General features: G+C 51.2%; 13 protein-coding genes. 5 read left to right on the forward strand and 8 right to left on the reverse strand.

The genetic code is table 11. The features are described from left to right. Window positions 1–24: 24 nt before the first annotated feature. The 5 genes from QZV31_RS05920 to QZV31_RS05940 all read right to left on the reverse strand — a co-directional run bounded on the left by QZV31_RS05920 (window position 25) and on the right by QZV31_RS05940 (window position 6029). On the reverse strand, window positions 25–1647 hold the full coding sequence (locus QZV31_RS05920; RefSeq protein ID WP_093729791.1) for a bifunctional UDP-sugar hydrolase/5'-nucleotidase: 1623 nt from the start codon (window positions 1645–1647) through the stop codon (window positions 25–27). A 31-nt stretch (window positions 1648–1678) separates the two neighbouring features. Beyond that, window positions 1679–2446 carry a cyclase family protein gene (locus QZV31_RS05925; protein ID WP_295359017.1) on the reverse strand — a complete coding sequence of 256 codons (768 nt, stop codon included), beginning with the start codon at window positions 2444–2446 and terminating at the stop codon, window positions 1679–1681. A gap of 42 nt (window positions 2447–2488) precedes the next feature. Then, complete coding sequence (locus tag QZV31_RS05930; protein WP_295359019.1) at window positions 2489–3598, reverse strand: M48 family metallopeptidase; 1110 nt, start codon at window positions 3596–3598, stop codon at window positions 2489–2491. A gap of 100 nt (window positions 3599–3698) precedes the next feature. Further along, on the reverse strand, window positions 3699–4793 hold the full coding sequence (locus tag QZV31_RS05935; protein WP_295359020.1) for a M48 family metallopeptidase: 1095 nt from the start codon (window positions 4791–4793) through the stop codon (window positions 3699–3701). A 78-nt stretch (window positions 4794–4871) separates the two neighbouring features. Beyond that, on the reverse strand, window positions 4872–6029 hold the full coding sequence (locus QZV31_RS05940; protein ID WP_295359022.1) for a CoA transferase: 1158 nt from the start codon (window positions 6027–6029) through the stop codon (window positions 4872–4874). 125 nt (window positions 6030–6154) lie between these two features. Between QZV31_RS05940 and QZV31_RS05945 the strand changes: the two genes are divergently transcribed. Further along, window positions 6155–6472: a hypothetical protein gene (locus QZV31_RS05945; protein WP_295359023.1), complete on the forward strand. Its 318-nt coding sequence runs from the start codon at window positions 6155–6157 to the stop codon at window positions 6470–6472. A gap of 26 nt (window positions 6473–6498) precedes the next feature. On the opposite strand, the gene QZV31_RS05950 is transcribed toward QZV31_RS05945, so the two are convergent. Further along, a complete protein-coding gene (locus tag QZV31_RS05950) occupies window positions 6499–7317 on the reverse strand; it encodes a PHP domain-containing protein (protein ID WP_295359024.1) in 819 nt (272 codons plus the stop codon). A 26-nt stretch (window positions 7318–7343) separates the two neighbouring features. Beyond that, window positions 7344–7970, reverse strand: coding sequence for a YigZ family protein (locus QZV31_RS05955; RefSeq protein WP_295359026.1), 627 nt, complete (start codon window positions 7968–7970; stop codon window positions 7344–7346). Between the two features lie 703 nt (window positions 7971–8673). Between QZV31_RS05955 and QZV31_RS05960 the strand changes: the two genes are divergently transcribed. Together QZV31_RS05960 and QZV31_RS05965 are read left to right on the forward strand one after the other, a co-directional pair. After that, window positions 8674–9681 carry a bile acid:sodium symporter family protein gene (locus QZV31_RS05960; protein ID WP_295359028.1) on the forward strand — a complete coding sequence of 336 codons (1008 nt, stop codon included), beginning with the start codon at window positions 8674–8676 and terminating at the stop codon, window positions 9679–9681. Window positions 9682–9848: 167 nt separating this feature from the next. Next, the gene (locus tag QZV31_RS05965) at window positions 9849–11468 is read left to right on the forward strand and encodes a ClC family H(+)/Cl(-) exchange transporter (protein WP_295359030.1); all 1620 of its coding nucleotides are present in this window, start codon (window positions 9849–9851) and stop codon (window positions 11466–11468) included. Between the two features lie 300 nt (window positions 11469–11768). On the opposite strand, the gene lysA is transcribed toward QZV31_RS05965, so the two are convergent. Next, window positions 11769–13043 carry a diaminopimelate decarboxylase gene (gene lysA, locus QZV31_RS05970; RefSeq protein ID WP_295359032.1) on the reverse strand — a complete coding sequence of 425 codons (1275 nt, stop codon included), beginning with the start codon at window positions 13041–13043 and terminating at the stop codon, window positions 11769–11771. A 296-nt stretch (window positions 13044–13339) separates the two neighbouring features. On the opposite strand from lysA, the gene murQ reads away from it, so the two are divergent. After that, entirely contained in the window at window positions 13340–14233 is an 894-nt protein-coding gene (gene murQ / locus QZV31_RS05975) for an N-acetylmuramic acid 6-phosphate etherase (RefSeq protein ID WP_295359033.1), read from the forward strand. Window positions 14234–14374: 141 nt separating this feature from the next. Next, window positions 14375–15589, forward strand: a complete 1215-nt coding sequence (locus tag QZV31_RS05980) for a MupG family TIM beta-alpha barrel fold protein (protein WP_295359034.1) — start codon at window positions 14375–14377, stop codon at window positions 15587–15589. Window positions 15590–15872: the final 283 nt, after the last annotated feature.

Raw genomic sequence — 15872 nt, forward strand, 5'->3', positions numbered from 1 at the left:
AATTATCTTACGCCTGATTCATTTTTATTTAATGACAATGCGCCCTGCGCCATAGGGATTTTCGTATCCCTCTTTGATCTTGGCGTTCAGGTGGTTTTGCACATATTCCATGATAGCGTCCACATCCATCATGACACCGTCTTTCAACAACCTGCTCTGTTTGAACATCACCAGGCCGTTCCCGCCGTCTTTCAGGATGTAATTGCTGCCGCAGACCGTATATTTCCCGTTCAGGTCAATGGGCTTGCCGCCGACCATAACGTCCTTCACACGGCGTTCGCCTTTCACTTCCACAAAATTGCCCTTGGCATCCACCACCACGCCGGACGGAACCCTGGAATCAATGGCATAGGTCATGCCGGAAACCTGCATGAAGGCCCCGTGCTCGCCGGGGTAATTGGAAACGCCGACTTCCAGAGCGTCTACGATTTGCTGGCCGGTAGCTTCAATGACCGTACACATATTGCCGAAGGGGAAAGACTGCAACAAATCGTTGTAAGTGAACACGCCTTTCTTAATGGTGTTGCGGATAGAACCGCCGTTTTCCATGGCAATATCCGTATCCAGCACAGACCTGTAAACATCGGAAATAAAATCGCCCAAATTGGTTTCGGAGCAGCGCACCCGGCGTTTGCCGGTTTTGGGATCGTCAATCGTCAGATCGATCATGGCTTCGCCAACCGGCTGGTTCAGGATTGCGTCAAAGCGTTTGTTTTCTTTGGCAACCAGTTTGGTGATTTTCGGATCCGCTGCTTTCAGTTCCTGTATTAAATCAGATGAAATGGAGCCGTCTTCGCGGATGGTTATCCTTCCCAGGCTTTGGAGTTTGGTCCCGGTCTGGGCTACCAGCACATCCTTGCCGGCCTTGTTGGTTACTTTATGAGGCGGAATGTACAGTTCATGGGAGTGACCGTCGATGACAGCATCAATATTGTAGGTATTGGCCGCCATGGCGCCGCTGGACCAGTAGGAAATAGATCCGTTGGTTCCAAGATGCCCTACCAGGAATACATAGTCCGCTCCTTCTTTGCGGGCATTATTGACTGCACGCTGAACTGCGCGATAAACTTTTTCACCGGTCTGGTCTTCACAGAAACCGTAAATGAATTTTCCGTCTTTATCCTGAAAATACTTGGGAGTAGAGGTCACCAGGGTTTCCGGAGTGGTGACGCCTACGAATCCAACCTTTTTCCCACCCAGGGTGAGAATCTTATAGGGTTTCAGGATGGGTTTCCGGGTTTTTACGTCAACAAAGTTGCAGGAATAATACCCGCATTTCTGCCGGGACGCTAATTTGAGGAAACGTTCCATGCCGTAATCGAATTCATGATTGCCGGGAATGACGAAATCAAACCCAACCGCATTCATGATTTTAACAATGGATTCGCCGTTAGAAAGCGTACCGATAGGAGCGCCCTGGATCGCGTCGCCGGCATCCACCAGCGCCACGGGATGTCCCTGCTTCTTCAGATCTTTTTTGTACTGGGATACTTTATCAATCCCCAGATTGTCGGCAACACCGCAGTGAATATCATTAGTGTGCAGGATGATGATCTCCTTGCCAGCCGCCAGCACCACTACCGGGAGCAGCAGCGTTACCAGCATTGCCAGCGCAGCACTGTACAGTTTACGCAGGTTTCTGGTCATTTTGCGTGTCCTTTCTTTGTTTTCTAACGTTTTATTGTTTCGGTGTAAGCGCATACACCCGGGCCGGCAGGCCGGTCGCGCCTTCGATACGCGGCCAGGATGCAAACAGTACCGCCCCGGCAGGCGCCACTTTATCCAGATTGCAAAGCACTTCGATCTGCAGCTTTCCGATGCTCAGTACGTAACGTTCGCAAGCAAGATCCCCCGCTTCCACAGCCAGATAGCTGGCGTCCGTGTCCAGGGTTTCATGGCCGTTAGCCGCCGCTTTCCGCACTTCAAAAATATATTTCAGCGCGTCCAGAGACCAGCCCGGGCAGTGCTCGTTACCGTCTGCTCCGGCGTTAGCCAGCTTTTCCATGTCAGGCCAGCGTTTATACCAGTCAGTCCGCAGGGCCACAAAAGCGCCTTCCGGAATCGGCCCGTATTTGGCTTCATAGGCTTTGATATCGTCTACGGTAACGGCGTAGTCAACATTTTCCTTCACCTTTTCACTGATGTCGATGACTGCCAGAGGGAAGACAAAGTCTTTCACGCCGTACTTTTCCGATAACGGCGCGTCCTTAACAAAGTGGCCCGGGAAATCAACATGGGTACCGAACTGCCCCGGGAATTTAAAGGTGTGGATCAGGCATTCCAGCATGGGGTTGCCCCAGTCAAAAACTACCTTGCTCAGCTCCACAGAGCCTTCCGGTATGCCGCTCCAGAACGGGCTGTCATTGTTGAGGGAATGAGAAAGTTCCACCCATTCGTACCCCTCGGATTTAAACGTCTGCAATGCATTCCACAGTTTGTTTTCCATTATGTCCCCTCCTTAAAATGTATTATGTTCCCTTTTAAAATGTTATTTTATGCGATTCAGCAAATCAGCCAGTTCCGAAGCGGAAGGATCCCCCGCGTGGCAGGCCATAATAGGCTGCTGCCCCAGCATCAGCGTGTTACCGGAAGCGTAGGCATTGGATTTGTTATGCCCGTTATGGTACGCTGCCGCCAGATTACCCAGCACGAAGTACGAGCGCTCTGCCCCGCTCTGATCTCCTGCCGCGGCCGGTTTTACCAGCGCTTTTCCATTGACTTTGACTACGCCCTTTTCGGCAGTTACGTGTTTGCCGCTGTATTCAAACAGTTTCTTCACATAATTCTCACGACGCTGCTGGTGGGTGGGATGATCGCTGGGCGAGAAAATTTCGCCGGCAAAGCTGCTCTTGGATTTTCCGTATTTTTCTTCGACGCGCTGCCAGATTGCAGCGGCAGCCCCCGGATTATAGCCGGCATTGATCACGTAGTCAAAGGCCAGGTTATCGGCTTCCCATTCGGCGCTTTTCGTGATTGCCACCGTATCGATCTGATTGACCGCGATATTCATGGCCAGGTTTGTCAGGGCCGAACCGCCCACCGCTGACCCCAGCACGCCGGCCGCTATGGCCACATTCAGCTTTTTACGCATGCCGGACGCCACATGATTCTTCTGCCCGTGCCCCATTTCATGAGCCAGCACTACGGCCACTTCGTCCGGATTATCCGTCAGGCTGTACAGCCCTTCGTTGACGCTCATGACATGGCCCATACTGCAAAACGCGTTAAAGCTTTGCTGTTTATTCACAAAATACAGGTAAGGTTTTTGATGGATGGAAGGATCCACAGCCGCAATCCCTTTGGTCAGACGGGGCATCATTTCATCCAGCTGCTGTTGGCGGTAATAGTTATCGGAAACGCCGTATTTTTCTTTATATCCTTCAAACAACTTCCGGCGTCCTTCTTCCGACTCATAATACTTAATTACCTCATTAACCTGCTGCGTTGCCGCCGCGCCCTGGATAACCGTTCCTAAAATGCCTCCGATATTAGCCGCATGAACTGCCGGAAGGGGCTGCATCGCAGTATGCAGGCAAGTTCCTATCATGCCGCATAACACTACCGATCCGATTCTTTTTTTCCAGGATTTTGTCTTCATTGCCGCACCTCGCTTTTCATTAATCCGATCCAGGTTTACGAATATCCCGGGGATGTTTCGTAACAGGATTTCTTCTATAATTTAAATTTTATACAAAATCTTACTGTTTTGCAACCGGTTTCGCCCGATTCACTTTTTCAGCCCATTCCCGGAACCGTTCCACACAATCTGCCGCACAGGCGCCAATCCCGGCAAAGCCCGCCGCGTCCTGTTTATAAACTGTGTACAGCTGAATGTCTTCATAATATATCTCGGCCTTATCATTCGACTCAAACACAATAAAATGAGACGGCTCAATTTTATCTTTTTGCCGGACCTGGTAAAGGGAGCCTGCCAGCAGTTCCGCCCGATACATGGGTTTATTGCCGCCGGCTGCCGCCGCTATGTCAAAGCTCCACACGTCTTTGGAATTGCCAAAGGTTTCTTTTACACTGGCGATACCGTCCGTTCCCAATACCGGCGACGGAGTCATCTTCATGGGATCCATCAACTTATACATATTCCGTATACGCTGCGCCGGGTCGGGGTGGCTGTCAAAAATCCCCCAGCCCGGGTTCCCGTATTCGTCGGCCAGTTCCTGCAGCTTATGCATGGTCACCAGCATAGCATAAGGGCTGTAGCCTGCTTTTACTGTATAGGCAAAGCCTTCCCGGTCTGCCGCGCTTTCGTCCGCCCTGCTGTACCCGGCAGCCAGCGCGTCGCCGACCACCATACCCATAGCCAGTACATCGCCGTTCCCGGAAGCGACCCCCGCTAGGATTGCAGCCAGCTGGGTCCACATATTTTTTTCAAGCTGGTGAACTGTGTGGCGTTTTACCACATGCCCGATCTCATGCCCCAGCACGCCTGCCAGTTCCGCATCGGAAGGCATGTAGTCCACCAGCCCCTTGAACACATAAATAAAACCGCCGGGGCAGGCCAGCGCATTCACGTCTTCCGTGTTCAGCACCTTGAATGTGTAGGTGAGATTTTTACGGCCGCAGACATCTACCAGGCTCTGTCCGATACGATTTACCCTGTCAGTGATCTGAGGATCATTGAGGACTCCGTAACGGGCTTCAATCTGTCTGGCAGTCGCCTTTCCCATTTCTATTTCCTGTTTTTCACTGATCATTCCGGCTTCTGCCGGCTGACCGGAAAAGCCAAACGTACAAAAGCACAGAATCGTAACGATGATTTTAAAAAAATGTTTCACGTGAAACTCCTTACTTTTTTCCAACACGCCTGTCAAACATATCTGTCATTATCTGTGACCGGCAAAACGAAACAACGCTCAAACGATTCCTTTGGCCTTAAATGCAGCGATTTCTTCTTCTGTGTATCCCAACGTGCATAACACTTCACGGTTATGCTCCCCTGCGTACGGCGCGCGGAACCGTATATTACCGGGGGTATCGGACATTTTCATCGCGGAATGCAGATAGGTAACGGTACCTACATCCTCCGTCCGTGTTTCCAGCATGCCCGACGCTGCAGTCATATCGCTTTCCAGTACCTCGTCCGGACTGTTGACCGGCGTGATGCAGAAAGACCCGTTTTCCGCAAGCGCCACCCATTCGTCCCGGGTTTTCGTTTTCAGTTTTTCGCTTATGATCTGCGTAATCTCCTCTTCGTGGGCAAAATCATGCTGCCGGTCCTTCAACTCCGGCAAACCGATCATATCACAGAATTTTTGCCAGAACTTTGGTTCAATGGTTCCTACGCTGACGTACTTCCCGTCTTTCGTGGCATATACATCATAATAGTGAGCACAGCGGCCAAAAGGCGTATCCCCCGTCACCCTGCATCCCATAATGCTGGACAGGGAAACAATCTGCATGCTCAGCGCCGTGTTGTACAGGCTCACGTCAATGCGCTGCCCTTTTCCCGTCCGTTCTCTCGCCAGCAGCGCCATGGAAATGGCTGCTGCGGCATTCAGGGCGCTGCCTATCGCCGACACCTGTACCTCGCTGATGGCTACCTTGCCGCAGTCGTTTAAAAAACACATGCCGGAAAGCCCGATGATGTTCAAATCGTGGGCAGGCTGCTGCTTATATTTGCTGTCCTGTCCGAAGCCGGTTATGGAACAGTAAATCAAACGGGGATTTACCTGCGTCACATCCTCGTAGCCTAATCCCTTTGACTGCAAATAACCGGGACGGAACCCTTCCAGAAACACATCCGCCTCCTTCAGCAGGCGTTTCAGTATTTCTTTCCCTTCCTCCGTTTTTAAATTGACCGTGATGCCCCGTTTATTCCGGTTCAGCGCAAGGTTCCAGCTGCTCATGCCGGGCGCCAGCCGTGGAGCAAAGTTACGGTTGGGATCCCCCGTCACGCCTTCCACCTTGATTACATCAGCGCCGTAGTCCGCCAGTACCATGCCGCAATACTGTCCCGGCAGCCACTGTGAAAAATCGACGACCTTTATCCCCTGAAGGGCTGCCCCTGCCATCGTATGCACCTGCTTTCCTTTTTTCAGTTTACATGTAAAACCATTATATAATATAATTGTAACACAACTGTGTTCCGGCACAGCAATTTTTTGAAGAATCTTTCAGAACTTCCGGAGGAATTTTCATGGAATCGGGTTTTAACGGCGCAACGTTCAGTCAAATTGTGAATACGGCGCTATATATCGTCAGCGGTTTCTTTTTCGGTATCTTTGCTTCCCGGAACAGTCTCTTTTCTGTCATACGCATCCGCAGAGCTTTTATCGAAAAAGATTTTTCACTCACATCTGTCTTTGGTATCGCTTTCAGCGTACTGTTCCTCATCCTTGCTTTTCTGCTCTTTCCATCCTGGCTGGCATCCCGGACTACAGCCGGTGCTTTCACCTATTACGCCGTGTTGCTTTTCTATTTTTCCAAAGGCTGGAAAAATCTGTCCGCAAAGTAAAAAAAGCGCGAAACCTCGCGCTTTTTTCATTGTTGTAACATTGGCAAATACAGCATGCCCGTGTCTATTTCCGGAATCCCCAGATGCCGGGACGGAACAAAGCTTCCGTGGCAGTCGCTTCCGCCGGAAATGTACAGTTTATGGCGACGGCAGAAGTGAGCCAGCAGCCGGCTGTCCTCTGCACGGTGACCGGAGTGATAACATTCAAATCCGTCCAGTTCTTCATCCACCAGCCGGGGCAGGTATTCCTGCATGCCGGCGCCGTGAAAATCACTGGCCAGATGCGCGCAGATTGCAACGCCGCCCGACTGATGGATGACCGAAACCACTTCTGCAATCGCAGGAAAATCCGGAAAGCCCAGATCGTTTTCCGCCGTAAAGATGCGCCGGAAAAAATCATTTACATCTGTACACAGGCCCTTATCCTGCAGATACGCCAGCGCCTTCCAACCGCCCCGATGCGGATCATATGAATAGGAAGCAAATTCTTCCATGGACAGCGGCCATCCTCTTTCAATCAGGTTCCGCACACTGTCAACATCCTTTTGCTCCAGCAGTCTCTGGTTATGCCGGCAAAGTTCCAGCAACGCAGTATTATGACTATCGATTCCATAACCCAGAATATGGTAATTATGCCCGTCTTTGGTAGAATTCAGTTCTACACCGGGAAGAAAGCGCAGTCCGGCCTGGGCTGCCAGCAGCTTTGTTTCCTCCACATTGGCCACACTGTCGTGATCGGATACAGCGAAAACGCCAATCCCTGCCGCGCAGACAGCCTCCACTACCTGTGACGGATCCCATGTTCCGTCAGATGCCGTCGTGTGAATATGTAAATCAGCCCGCATAGTTGATCTCCTGCCACTCTCTGTTCTCATTCTGTAACGGGAACCTCTTCGTATTCCCAGCCGACTTCCGTCAGTTCCGTCTGTCTCTGCAACGCATCCGTCAGCCAGGCTTCCGCCTGTCCTTTCAATACTTCCGGCATACGCAGCGTAAAATTCACCCGGGTTCCATAGTCGGCATCCGTCAGGGTAAACATCTGCTGCTGGTACAGCAGGTTGGTAATCTTTCCGGCCTCTCCCGGCTCACAGGAAAATACATACAGGCCCATCCTGACTTTTTGTGCAAGCCCGGCTTCCTCTACCGCCCGGGAAACACTGCCCGCATAGGCTCGCACCAGTCCTCCGGCGCCGAGCTTGATGCCGCCGAAATAGCGTGTTACAACGGCAGCTACCTGCTGCAGGTTCTGTTTGCGCAGCACGCCCAGCATCGGCATACCCGCCGTACCGGAGGGTTCCCCGTCGTCACTGGAGCGCTGGTGCTGTTCATCAATTACATACGCGCTGCAATTATGCGTTGCGTCCCAGAACTCTTTCTTCACGGCTTTAATAAATTCCTGCGCCTCGTCTTCCGTTTTTACTTTTTTCAGCGAACAGATAAACCGGCTTTTCGATATAATCTGCTCCGTCCGCGTATCTTTCGCAATTGTAAGGTTCATATCCTGCTGCTTCCGCCTTTCCCGAAGCAAAACTTCACGTGAACTTTTTTATGGAGACGCTGATTAAATGAGTTTGTGCGATGACCGAGAGCTTTTTGCGACTGACAAGGAAATGGCCCGAAGGCGCAGCCGTAGCTGCGTTGAGGGACATTGACGCAGTCAGTCACAAAAAGCACCTGCATACGAATTAATCAGCGTTTCCGTATCATTATAGCATAAACAACGTCATTTGAAAAAAGCCTGTACCCATTCCGGCATCATTTGTTATTTCATTTCCGCAGATAACCTTTCTGTTTCGGATGTATCGAAAGCAGTCCCTGTCACAAAAAAGTCACGGTTTGATTACACCATGACCTGTTTCAGCCATAATTTTTACAACAAGTGTCTCATTGAAAAATTTTACTTGCATTGCGGAACGTTTTCTGCTACTATCTCTGTGGAACGAAGCCAGGTCGGAAGGCATCCTGTTCGCAGGAGCTTTACCGGGACATCCTGAGCCGCTGTTCCGAAAATGTCATACATCGCTTGGATCTGAAATGACCGGGACGAGACGCAACAGGTATAAAGCACTGCGCATCTGTCCGGATGCGCTTTTTTATACCGTTCTCCGTCAACGCCGGGAAGAACCTGTACAAACGTCTGCAACAGCGGACCGGGTTATGGGCTTCTTCCAAAAGATCACTGGCAGAAGGAGGAAAAAAGTATGAAAAAATTATGTGAGCTGATTGGCAAGTATTTTGGTCTGGTTATCATCCTGTTCTTTATCGGAGGTATGACCTGTCCGCCGGCTTTTACCTGGGTACTGGGAAAACTGGCCGGCTTCTCGCTCCTGAGCATGATGTTGGGCATCATCATGTTCGGTATGGGTACCACGATGGAACTGAAGGATTTCAAGCTGATCCTGCAGAGACCCCGGGATGTATTGCTGGGTGCGGTAGCCCAGTATGCCATCATGCCCTTTCTCGCCTACGCCCTTTCCCGGGCTTTTAACCTGGACCCGGCCCTTACGGTCGGCGTGGTACTGGTAGGTACCTGTCCGGGAGGTACCGCTTCCAATGTAATTACCTTTATCAGCAAGGGCGACCTGGCCCTTTCGGTAACTATGACAACGGTATCCACCCTGCTTTCCCCCATTATGACCCCCCTGCTCACTTACATGATCATCGGGCAGCGCATCGACTTCAGCCCGATCGCCATGTTCTGGAGCATTGTACAAATCGTCATTATCCCCATTGGCTTCGGTGTAGCGTTGCGTCACTGTTTCCCGGACTGGTGCGAAAAGGCAAAAGCCTATCTGCCGGCTCTGTCCTGCCTTTGCATTTCCCTGTTAATCGCAGGTCTGGCCGGTGCAAGCCGGGATGCCATCCTGGCTTCTTCCGCTACCATCATGGCCGTGGTAGTGCTGCATAATCTGTTAGGCAGCGCCCTGGGCTTTGCCATTGGACGCATCTCCGGCATGAGCTGGAAAAAATGCGTGGCCCTGTCCATCGAAGTTGGCATGCAGAACTCCGGGCTGGCCGCAGGACTGGCGAAGACCCACTTCCCCGCCCTGGCAGCCGCTGCCGTTCCGGGCGCCATCTTCAGCAGCTGGCACAATATTTCCGGCAGTATCCTGGCCTGGCTGTACGTGAATTACCTGAATCCCCGCTTTGATGAGGAACTGCAGGGCAATGTGAATACAATCTCCGGAAAGCCTTCTGCCGCGCATTAAGGAACCTTTGGTCAACCGGAACCGAACCCTTTCTGAAATTTCAGCCGGTCATTCCCGGTTATGGAAAATTTTGGCTCATATCGCTTTGATATGAGCCATTTCTTATTGCCCTGTAAAACAGGAGTGGTATAATTAGTTAGATTATATATGGGCAGGTATTTCTTTTTATGCAACTGACACATTCGCAAAGCAAAAAGCAAAATTCTCCTGATGCTGCTACCCGTTCGCAAATTGTAAACACATACCGTTCGTTAAACCACTGGCACAGCTTTCAGTTTAAACTGTTCTGGGAAGGCATCATTGTCGGTATCTTTTCCGGCCTTGTCATCAGTCTGTTCCGGTTTCTGCTGACAAAAGCCGAGGAATGGCGCACGGATCTGTACGAACAGCTGACGCAGCTGCCGGATCTGTATACGGCAGGCTGGTTCGCTGCTCTGCTTGTCATCGGCGCAGTTCTCTACAAGCTGACAATCTACGAACCCATGGCGGGCGGCTCGGGTATTCCCCAGGTCAAAGGCGTTATTCTCGGTTTTATGCGCATGAACTGGTTCCGCGTTTTATGGGTCAAGCTGGCAGGGGGCGTCATCGGCCTGGGCGCCGGTCTGTCCCTGGGCCGGGAAGGCCCTTCCATCCAGCTGGGCGCAGTGACGGCGCAGGGCATAAGCCGTTTTTGGGGACGTTCACGCATGGAAGAACGTTACCTGATCACCAGCGGCGCCGGCGCAGGACTGGCCGCTGCCTTTAACGCGCCTCTGGCAGGCGTTATCTTTTCACTGGAAGAACTGCATCGCAATTTTTCCGCTGTCGTACTGCTGCCGGCAATGACGGCAGCCCTGACGGCCACTTTTGTTTCCCGTGTGTTATTCGGCCGCGGTTTTATTTTCAGCTTTTACGGACTGCCGCCCTTCCCTCATATCCATCTGCTTTACGCCGTCGCGATCGCGGTCGTCGCCGGACTCTGCGGCGTCCTTTTTAATACAGGCCTGTTAAACATAAACAAGTTCTACGGTCTCCCCGTTTTTAAAAACCTGTATTATAAAATCGCTTTTTCACTCCTTTGCGCGGGTCTGCTGGGTTTTGCCCTGCCCCAGGTGCTGGGCGGCGGCAATCTGCTGGTCAACGAACTGGCGTTAAAGACTTTCCCGGTGCAGCTTCTTGTGACCTTATTGATCGGAAAGTTTTTGTTCACCCTGATCAGCTACGGAACCGGTGTTCCCGGCGGTTTTTTCCTCCCCATGCTCGTGTTAGGCGCTTTGGTAGGCAGCATTTGCGCCCACTTCCTGTTAGCATTTCACCTGATTGCAGCCAACCACGCCGCCAATGTTATTGTAATCGCCATGGCCGCATTTTTTTCGGCTTCGGTACGGGCCCCCATCACCGGCACCGTACTAATCAGCGAAATGACCGGAAGCTTTTCCCACCTTATGATTTTAGGAATCACGTCGGCTATCGCTTATATCGTGGCACAGCTTTGCGGCAGTCAGCCTATCTATGAAGCCCTGCTTCTGAAAAACCTGCAGAGCCACAGCACGCCGGATCCGGACGTAGTTAAAGAAGAACGGGATATCGTGGAAGTGCCGGTCAGCAGCGGCAGTATCATCGAAAACAAAAAGGTGAAAGATATCCCATGGCCTGACCACACGCTGCTGGTAGATGTAAAGCGGGGGCCGGACCAGTTGGTGCCGGAAGGGAATACCATCATCCGCGCGGGAGATTTCCTCTATGTCCTGACAAAAACGGAAACAGCCGATGATGTCCGGGCGTTAGGAAGCGATCTCAGAAAATAGAAACGTTATAAAGAACAAGGCTTTCAAAAAAAGGAAGGCCGGACAAAACATCGGGAACGATTGCGTGATTCTATGAGACGAAATTCGCCGACCGTGGCGAGACTGTTTGAGGGGCGAAGCCCCGAGTTTCGAAGCCACAGGCGAATGAGTCGATAGAATAGCAATCGTGAACGGTTTTGTCCGGTCTTTCTTTTTTTATAGCCGTATTCTTTTTTAACTTAAGATGAAATGATTCGGAAAAATACCGCACTGTTCATACATGTGCTGTCCTGCGCACATACGTATGGAACCGACAGTACCTCAATAGGTTTTCAGTTCCGGAAACTCTTCGCTGAAATCAAAGGTGGCAAAATAGTCCTTCGGTTCTTCTGCCCGGCGGATCATTTTTACCTCACCATTTTCCTGCAGCAGCAGTTCCGCGCTGCGCAGCTTGCCGTTGTAGTTATAGCCCATGGAAAAACCGTGGGCGCCGGCATCGTGGATAAATAATAAATCGCCTTTTTCAATTTCCGGCAGCTTGCGGTCAATTGCAAATTTGTCATTGTTCTCGCAAAGACCGCCCACCACGTCGTAAACATGAGACAGTTCCGCATTTTCTTTTCCCAGCACTGTAATGTGGTGGTAGGAACCGTACATGGCCGGGCGCATCAGATTTGCCGCGCAGGCGTCTACGCCGATATATTCTTTATAAATATGCTTCTCGTGGATCGCGCGGGTCACCAGCGCACCGAACGGGGCCAGCATGAAGCGGCCCATTTCCGTGAACAGGCTTACGTTGCCCATGCCGGCCGGCACAAGCACCTCTTCAAACACCTTGCGTACCCCTTCGCCAATAGCCAGAATGTCATTTTCCGCCTGTTCCGGATGATAGGAGATGCCCACGCCGCCGGACAGATTAATGAACGTAATATCCGCCCCGGTTTCTTCTTTCAGTTCCACAGCCAGCGTGAACAGTTGCCGGGCCAGCTCCGGATAATACGCATTTGTCACGGTATTGGATGCAAGGAACGCATGGATGCCAAAATGCTTGGCGCCCTTCTGCATCAGCATTTTGTATGCCTGCACCATCTGCTCCCGGGTCATACCGTATTTGGAATCGCCGGGGTTATCCATAATGCTGTTGGCAATGGCAAAATGGCCGCCGGGATTAAAACGGCAGCAGATGGTTTCGGGTATGCCCGCCACCTGTTCCAGAAATTCCACATGGGTCAGGTCGTCCAGATTGATGATCGCGCCCATTTTTTTGGCCAGCTGCATATCCTCCGCAGGGGTTTCATTGGAACTGAACATCACGTCACGGCCTGTCAGTCCCGCGGCATGACTCATTTGCAACTCGGTCAGGGACGAGCAGTCCGCGCCGCAGCCTTCTTCTTTTAAAATCCGCAAAATATACGGGTTCGGCGTAGCCTTTACCGCAAAATATTCTTTAAACCCTTTATTCCAGGCAAACGCCTTGTTCACCAGACGGGCTCTTTTACGGATCCCCGCTTCATCATACAGATAAAAAGGCGTAGGATATTTTTGGGCAATTTGTTCTGCTTTTTCTTTTGTAATGTACGGTATCTTTTGGCTCATAATGATAAGTCTCCTTCTACAGTGCAACAGTAATTCGGCTGCACTCCCCTCAAAATGCGTTCAAAGCATTCCGAACCGTCATAAACGAATTGACAGTTCTTACTTATCATATTATAAACTGCCCGCAGGGTCAATGTAAAAATCGGAAATAGCAGCGAAATCCTTACAAGATTTTATTGGGTTGCCGTTCTCTTCGGTTTTCATACGATTATAAATGAAACGCGGATTGCACTTTGCCACTTTGTCTTATTTAGGATATAATAAACGAAAGATTATTTTGAAAGAAAGGCATTATCATGATCGACTTGACAAAACTGACCACAGAACAGCAGAATCCCAAAACCAAAGCCATCGACGAAGCTTCCGCGCTGGAAATTGTTAAACTGATCAATGCGGAAGACCAGACTGTACCGAAAGCAGTTAAGAAAATCCTCCCGGATATTTCCCGGGCAATAATTGTTATTGCCAACCGTCTTTCCCACGGGGGACGCTTATTTTATATCGGCTCCGGTACCTCCGGACGGCTGGGCATTTTGGATGCGTCCGAATGTCCGCCTACCTACAGCACGCCGCCGGAACTGGTACAGGGCATCATCGCCGGTGGTACGCCCGCTGTCTTTCGTGCGCAGGAAGGTGCGGAAGATTCCGAATCTGCCGGCGCGGAAGACCTGCAAAACCAAAACCTGACGAACCTGGACGTTGTCGTCGGCCTTTCCGCATCAGGCAGGACACCCTATGTAATCGGTGCGCTGAAATATGCACAGCAGACCGGCGCCTATGCAATCGCCGTAACCTGTACGGAAAACCCGGAAACCGAAGCACACGCAAACCTTTCCCTCACCGCCGTAACCGGTCCGGAAGTCATCACCGGTTCTACCCGCATGAAAGCCGGCACGGCGCAAAAGCTGATTTTAAACATGCTTTCCACCGGCAGCATGATCCTGATGGGAAAAGTGTACGGCAATTTGATGGTCGATCTGCAATGTACCAACAGCAAGCTGAAGGCACGGGCAAGGCGTATAGTAATAGAAGCTTCCGGCTGCGACGGCGAAACGGCGGACAAATTGCTGGAACAGTCCCGCGGAGAAGTTAAGCCTGCGATTCTGATGCACCTGGCCGGTATTGATTACGAAACAGCTGTGCAGAAACTGAAAGATAATCAGGGGCGCTTAAAACAGGCCCTGAAGTGAAGCTTCGATAGTAACAACATTGCGCTCATATTGGGTTGCATTTGATTCAACAGCAAAAGCAAAAACGAAAAACGCCTCGCCTATTTTAAAAAATTGAAAAACCGCAAAAGGTTCGGTCAACCATAATAGGAGTACAATATTATGAAATTAGGAATTTCCCTATATCCGGGACTTGACGCAGACAGGGCAAAAAGCCTGCTGCTGTTGCAAAAAGCGGCGGCCTTAGGTTACAGCCGCGTCTTTTCTTCCCTGCACATTCCGGAAAGCAATGCAGTTTCCCTGCGTGAAGACGCCCTGTATCTTTTTGCCTGTGCGGAGAGTCTGGGGTTGGATGTGATTGCCGATATTTCGCCTCTCACCTTGAAGATTCTGGACATCCCCGAACTGACACCGGCCAGGCTGAAACAGCTTCACATTACCACGGCCCGCTTTGACTACGGAATCGGAACCGAAACCATCGCAGCCTTCAGCCGCGAAATGAATGTCCAGTTAAACGCATCTACTGCCCGTTCCGTGGAGTTACATGCGTTATTAAAAGCGGAGGCGGATTTTTCCCGTATCGACGGCCAGCATAATTTTTATCCCCGCCCCCATACCGGCCTCAGTTCTGAAACGGTTCAGCGGCAGAATGCGTTGCTGCACCGGCACGATATTCCGGCGGGGGTTTTCGCGGCCAGCCAGACCGGCAGACGGGGACCGCTATATGCGGGCCTGCCCACCATGGAAAGCCTCCGGGGTATTGCCCCCTGCGACGCCGCTCCCATTTTGACTGCCATCGGCTGCGACAGCCTGATTATCGGGGACAGCAATCCGACGCTGGCGGAACTGGAAGCCCTGGCCGATCCGGAAACTCTGGCCAAAGCCGATGCCCGTTATTCCCGCAAGGCCCTGCCGCCCAAAAAAGAATGGCAGCCGGATGCGCCGCTGCCATTACATATTCATGTTTTATCAGAGGCTCCCTATATCAAAAGCCTTTTATCCCAGTCCTATACCAACCGCCCCGACCCTGCGGCAGATGTCATCCGTGCCACGGAAAGCCGGGACACCGCAAAAGACGTTACCATCGTACCGGAGCGGAACGAAAACAAACTCATCATCGAAATGCCGAAAGAATACGCCGCCGTATTCGCAGGCCCCCAACATCTGGCTAACGGGAAAAAATCTTCCCTGCTGCCGGTAGGAACGGTGTTATTGGACAACAACAATTACGGTCGCTATAAAGGCGAACTCCAGATTTTAACCGCGCCCCAGCCAATGGATCCCCGCAGCAATGTAATTGCCCAGGTCAAAAAAGAAGACGTACCGTTGCTGTCGTTGATCAGTGCGGAGATTCCATTCCGGTTTGAAATCGGGTAACCGGTTTAGTGTAGATGAATAAAAAAGAGTCGGGGAAGGCATAAGCAAAAACGTCAACGATTGCTATTCCGTGGACTCATTCGCCTGTGGCTGAGAAACTCGGGCTTCGCCCTCAAACAGTCTCAGCCACGGACGTCTCATTTCATCTCACGGAATTACGCAATCATTTCCTATGATTTGCTTATGATATGCTCCCTCTATGAGAGACAGTGAAAAAATAAACTGTTAATCATAGGGGGAGTTTTGTTATGTCACACAAGGTGAAGTTAGAAGCAGAGGAAAA

The sequence above is a fragment of the uncultured Succiniclasticum sp. genome (assembly GCF_902793885.1).
Lineage (GTDB): Bacteria > Bacillota > Negativicutes > Acidaminococcales > Acidaminococcaceae > Succiniclasticum.

Coding starts and splice junctions, on each gene's coding strand:
- QZV31_RS05945 (WP_295359023.1), top strand. CDS start 6,155: ATGGAATCGGGTTTTAACGGCGCAACGTTCAGTCAAATTGTGAATACG.
- QZV31_RS05960 (WP_295359028.1), top strand. CDS start 8,674: ATGAAAAAATTATGTGAGCTGATTGGCAAGTATTTTGGTCTGGTTATC.
- QZV31_RS05930 (WP_295359019.1), bottom strand. CDS start 3,598: ATGAAGACAAAATCCTGGAAAAAAAGAATCGGATCGGTAGTGTTATGC.
- QZV31_RS05940 (WP_295359022.1), bottom strand. CDS start 6,029: ATGGCAGGGGCAGCCCTTCAGGGGATAAAGGTCGTCGATTTTTCACAG.
- QZV31_RS05955 (WP_295359026.1), bottom strand. CDS start 7,970: ATGAACCTTACAATTGCGAAAGATACGCGGACGGAGCAGATTATATCG.
- QZV31_RS05965 (WP_295359030.1), top strand. CDS start 9,849: ATGCAACTGACACATTCGCAAAGCAAAAAGCAAAATTCTCCTGATGCT.
- QZV31_RS05950 (WP_295359024.1), bottom strand. CDS start 7,317: ATGCGGGCTGATTTACATATTCACACGACGGCATCTGACGGAACATGG.
- QZV31_RS05980 (WP_295359034.1), top strand. CDS start 14,375: ATGAAATTAGGAATTTCCCTATATCCGGGACTTGACGCAGACAGGGCA.
- murQ (WP_295359033.1), top strand. CDS start 13,340: ATGATCGACTTGACAAAACTGACCACAGAACAGCAGAATCCCAAAACC.
- QZV31_RS05925 (WP_295359017.1), bottom strand. CDS start 2,446: ATGGAAAACAAACTGTGGAATGCATTGCAGACGTTTAAATCCGAGGGG.
- QZV31_RS05920 (WP_093729791.1), bottom strand. CDS start 1,647: ATGACCAGAAACCTGCGTAAACTGTACAGTGCTGCGCTGGCAATGCTG.
- lysA (WP_295359032.1), bottom strand. CDS start 13,043: ATGAGCCAAAAGATACCGTACATTACAAAAGAAAAAGCAGAACAAATT.